General features: G+C 36.9%; 6 protein-coding genes. All 6 read left to right on the top strand.

Annotated elements, in window-relative coordinates; translation table 11 throughout:
* The coding region (locus tag ABS911_RS14125; RefSeq protein ID WP_502880553.1) for a glycoside hydrolase family 113 at nt 1–542 on the top strand (542 nt) is incomplete at its 5' end.
* Between the two features lie 101 nt (nt 543–643).
* A complete protein-coding gene (locus ABS911_RS14120; RefSeq protein ID WP_350468087.1) occupies nt 644–1,966 on the top strand; it encodes an ABC transporter substrate-binding protein in 1,323 nt (440 codons plus the stop codon).
* A 62-nt stretch (nt 1,967–2,028) separates the two neighbouring features.
* Nucleotides 2,029–2,907, top strand: a complete 879-nt coding sequence (locus tag ABS911_RS14115; protein WP_350468086.1) for a carbohydrate ABC transporter permease — start codon at nt 2,029–2,031, stop codon at nt 2,905–2,907.
* A 3-nt stretch (nt 2,908–2,910) separates the two neighbouring features.
* Nucleotides 2,911–3,768, top strand: coding sequence for a carbohydrate ABC transporter permease (locus ABS911_RS14110; protein WP_350468085.1), 858 nt, complete (start codon nt 2,911–2,913; stop codon nt 3,766–3,768).
* 29 nt (nt 3,769–3,797) lie between these two features.
* Nucleotides 3,798–4,397 (top strand): hypothetical protein, encoded by a 600-nt coding sequence (locus ABS911_RS14105; protein WP_350468084.1) that lies wholly within the window; start codon nt 3,798–3,800, stop codon nt 4,395–4,397.
* A 55-nt stretch (nt 4,398–4,452) separates the two neighbouring features.
* Nucleotides 4,453–5,125, top strand: a 673-nt coding sequence (locus ABS911_RS14100) for a glycoside hydrolase family 36 N-terminal domain-containing protein (RefSeq protein WP_350468083.1), incomplete at its 3' end; no start/stop codon positions are given.

The following is a 5,125-nucleotide window of genomic DNA, read 5'->3' as shown; positions in this document are numbered from 1 at the left end:
CCGAAGAAACTGCTTGTGAACTCTTTGTAGTAGGATGTGAGCTGGTGAATAGTGATCGCCGAGAAAAAGAATGGCGTGAGGTTATTTCAAACGTAAGAAATGCCTATACTGGGCTGATTACCTACAATTGCGACAAATATCAAGAGGATCATTTAACATGGTGGGATGCAGTTGATGTCCTTTCCTCATCTGGTTATTACCCTATGGATAAATGGGAACAAGAATTAAAACGAATCGAAGAGGTAGTAGAAATAGAACAAAAGCCTTTCTTTTTCTGTGAAGTAGGATGTGCCAGTCGTACAGGCTCAAAATGGTTGCCAAATAACTGGGAATTAGAAGGGTCAGTGGATAGTTCTGGACAAAAAGAATGGTATGAGGAGATGTTTCGACAAACCGATAAGTATGAATGGGTAGAGGGATTTGGCCTTTGGGATTGGAAATCTAAGTTATATCCTATTCACCAATCAGACGCAGATCAAGATTATGCAGTGTATGGAAAGCCAGCAGAATCAATCATTCAATCTTATTTCGAAAAAAAATAAAAAAATTATTACAAAAGTATATACATTTAAAAGTAAACATGCTAACATATTCCTTGTAAACGCTTACTGATTCTTAAAAATATTTTGAGGAGGATATAGAGATGAAAAGAAATTCCGTTTTTGGTAAAGCTGGTTTGGCAAGTTTGGCAATCGCTTCTGTTTTGGGGTTAGCTGCATGTGGGGGAGAAAGCACGAAGGAAACTGATGCAGCAGATGGTGTTGAAACAATTACATTCATCAACCATAAAACAGATTGGGAAACGAATGGCAAATGGGATGAATACATAACAGAATTTAATGAAGAACATCCTGATATTAAAGTAGAGATCGAAACGATTACCGATTATGCAGGTCAAATGAAGACACGAATGAACACAGAAGAATACGGGGATCTATTGATGCTGCCGGCGGATATTGCACCACAAGATTTTGAATTATTCTTTGAACCTTTAGGAGACAAAGAAGAGTTAGGCGAAACGTATATGGGACTGAATGATCGTTCATTCGAAGGCGTTCAATACGGTATTCCATCACAGATGAATGCAACAGGCATGGTCGTAAATATGCAAGTATTTAAAGATGCTGGGATCAACGAGTTCCCTAAAACACCAGAAGACTTTATTGCTGCTTTAGAAACGATCAAGGAAAAAACTCCTGATGTAACTCCGTTATACACAAACTATGCTGCAGGTTGGACATTATCTAACTGGGACTTCACACGTACAGGAGTTTCTGGTGATCCAGATGTAACAACAAAATTAGCACAAGATACTGCTCCATTTGAAAAAGGCGACACAATGTACACAATCTATGACACGTTATATCAAGTAGCTAATAAAGGGTTGATTGAAGCTGACCCAACAACATCTGATTGGGAACAATCAAAAGTAGACTTGGCAAATGGAAAAGTTGGGGTCATGGTTTTAGGAAGCTGGGCTGTACCGCAAATCCAAGAAATTGTTCCTGAAAATGCAGAAAATATCACATTCCAAACGTTCCCAACAACAGCTGAAGATGGTGAACAATATATGGGTATTGGTGGAGACTACAACTTAGCCATTAATGTGAACAGCGAACATAAAGAAGCAGCACGCACTTTATTGGATTGGTTAGTTAATGAATCTGATTATGCAGTAGACAATGGTGGATTATCAGCTGTAATAGGTGGAGACTATCCAGCAGCGTTACAAGCCAGCCAAGATGCAGGTGTTATCTTACTAGAAGAAAATCCTGCTCCTGAAGGAAAAGAATCTTTATTCCCAGATGTGAACAATATGTCTGAATTGGGTGTAGGTTCTACTGATTTGGAAAAACAACGCATTATTGATGCGGGTGTAGGAAATACAGATGAAAAATTTGACGATATTATGAAAGAATTTAATACACGATGGGCTGATGCAATCGAAACAGTCGGCAATAACTAATTGATTTAAAGGAGCGTCCTTATTTCGTAGGGACGCTCGATTTATTAATGGAGGGGTAAATTGTGCATAAAATAAAGTTAAATCAAAATTCAGAAAAAAAGTTGCTCATTTTCTTGTTTACTATCATTCCCATAGCTTTATTGCTGTTATTTTCTTACTATCCATTGGTTAAGATGTTCCAATATAGTTTGACTGATTGGAATGGAATCACACCTGATCCTAATTTTGTTGGCGCAGATAACTATCGGACGGTTTTAACAAATCCAAACTACTTTGCAGTTTTCAAAACAAGTTTATACTACTTCATCGCTACATTTTTCCAACTAGGTATTGCGCTATTATTTGCAACGTTGCTATCGTTCAAAGTCAAATTCGCTAATTTTTGGAAAGGTGTATTATTCTTCCCTTACTTATTGAATGGTGTGGCAATTGGATTCATCTTTTTGTATTTCTATAAAGGTGGCGGTACGTTAGATACGGTCTTATCATTCCTAGGATTAGACGGTCAAATTCGTCTGTGGTTAGGGGATCGTTCGATTAATAATATTTCGTTGGCTTTTACTTCAGTTTGGCGATATACCGGTTTTAACTTCTTGATTTTCTTAGGAGCCATCCAATCGGTTAATCCTGAAATCTATGAAGCAGCTGATATTGATGGCGCCAGCCAATGGGATAAATTTCTTTATATCATTGTCCCAAGCATAAAAAATATTATCTTTTTAAATATTATTTTAGGCATCAGCGGTTCACTAAGTGTATTCGATATTCCTTATATCATGACGGGTGGTTCGAACGGAACAACAACATTTGTCATACAAACAATCTCAACAGCCTTTAAATACAATAAAACCGGTTTGGCTTCTGCAATGGGAATCGTATTATTGGCGATTGTGATTGTTGTTACTGTAATTCAACGTTTAGCCATACGAGAAAAGAGGTAGAATATGGAATTGACGCAAGCAACTTATAAAAAGAAAAGTAAAATCAAATTATCGTTTGGAAGTGTATTCAAGTACGCAGTCCTTACTTTAGGGGCTATTGTAGCGTTACTACCGATATTGGTGGTATTGATTGGATCATTTAAATCTAATGAAGAATTTTTGTCAACAGGAGTGCTGGCACTGCCTAAAACGTTAGATTTCACCAACTATATAACTGCATTTGTCGATGGGGAAATGTTGACGGGATTCAAGAATACCTTATTCATTTTTGTTGTCAGCATGGTAGGGAAATTAACATTAGGATCGATGTTTGCTTATGCGATGAATCGTTTTGATTTCCGCTTTAAGAAAATAATCCTAACATTGTTTATGACAGCCATGCTGATTCCGGGAATAACGAGTCAAGTAGCAACCTTCCAAATCATTGAAGGATTAGGTTTATTTAATACTATTTGGTCAGTAGTCGTCTTAAATTTGGGTACAGACGTTGTCGCACTTTACATCTTTATGCAGTACTTAGATGAGATTCCTATCTCACTAGATGAATCGGCTATTTTAGATGGAGCATCTTATTTCCAGATTTTCAGAAAAATTATTTTGCCTAACTTAAAAGCACCAATTGTAACAATGCTGATCATTAGCGGAGTAGGTGTCTATAATGACTTTTATAATCCTTTCCTTTATATGCCAGGAAGAGAATTGAAAGTTATATCCACAGCACTCTTTGCATTCAAAGGTCCTTATGGAACCAATTGGCCAGTTATCCTGGCTGGGGTCATGATTGTTATTATCCCTATTCTAATTGTGTTCCTTTCATTACAAAAATACATCTATAACGGTGTAGCCGGTTCAGTAAAATAAGCAATTAACTTTAGAGAGGAAGAATGAAGATGAAAAAAGCCCCAAGATTGACACGATCTGTAGAAATGATTCATTTGTTTGCTGTCGGATCAGTACATTATTGGGGTGCACTCATACGTTCCGGTCTAATTTATGGTTTTGCAGATGCAGCAAGAAGTGCACTGTCTTTTTTACAAGAAAGGGTAGTTCTTGCTCCAATTGATGCACCTGCTGAACAAGATAGAACAAGAAAAAGTATCCCTTTTGGTAAAGGGTTATCATTTGTATGGACTGTATTGTTAAGTATGTGTTTAGCTAGTCTTTTATGTCTCTATATGGGACTTTTGCATACTATAAGTAGCTTCTTAGTAGTAACCAGTTTGACGCTGTTTTCCCTTTATCATACCTTTTTAGTGCTAGCAATCAGTTTATATGAGGATAAACAAGATACATATAATGGGAAATGGCTTTATGCCTATACTTTGGACTATATGATTCGTAATCCTTTTAAAAGTTTGTTTGTTTTAATGCTAACATGGAGTGCAATGGGCGTAGCCTACTTTAATTTAGTACTGTTCTTCTTTCTTGTTCCGAGTCTTTATTGGATGTTGATTCAAAAAGGACTACAAGTAAAGACAAAAGAAAGGTAACACTAAACACCGATAACGAGAGATTACCTGTATAAACTAACTAAAGGAGTAAATTATGACTAAATATGTTTTTACCAATGAAGACACAAAAGAGTTTCATCTTACAAACGGAAAAATAAGTTATATATTTCGGGTGATGGAAGAGACAAACGTTTTGGAACAATTATATGTTGGAAAAGCCATTCGACATCGCAGTTCATTTGCTCATTTGATTGAACGGGAAGTGCGACCATCAAACAATTTAAAGGTCGATAACTATACGACATCCTTGGAGCATATTAAACAAGAGATGCCGGCATATGGGACAACGGACTTTCGCTATCCAGCTATTGAACTTCGTTACCCAGATGGAGATCACATCAGTCACTTCGAGTATCAAGCCTATTCAGTTGTAGAAGGAAAGAAAAAAATTGAAGGGATGCCTTCAACCTTTGCTACTTCAAATGAAGCGACTACATTAGAAATCCAATTGAAGGATCGTTATTCTGATGTAATGTTGACTCTTTCTTACACTGTGTTTCATGAATTGAGTGTCATAACAAGGCATGCAACGTTAGAAAATCAAGGAACACATTCCGTTAGAGTTGAACGTTTGATGAGTCTAAACATTGACTTTCCAACTGCTGATTATGACTTTGTTCATTTGCATGGTGCTTGGGCCCGAGAAGCACAAGTAGAAAGAAAAGAACTGATTACAGGTGTACAAAATATTTCCAGTACACGAGGAG

This window comes from Carnobacterium sp., from assembly GCF_040274425.1.
The sequence above is the reverse complement of the archived record's forward strand: the minus strand, read 5'-3'. Positions and strand labels throughout refer to the sequence as shown.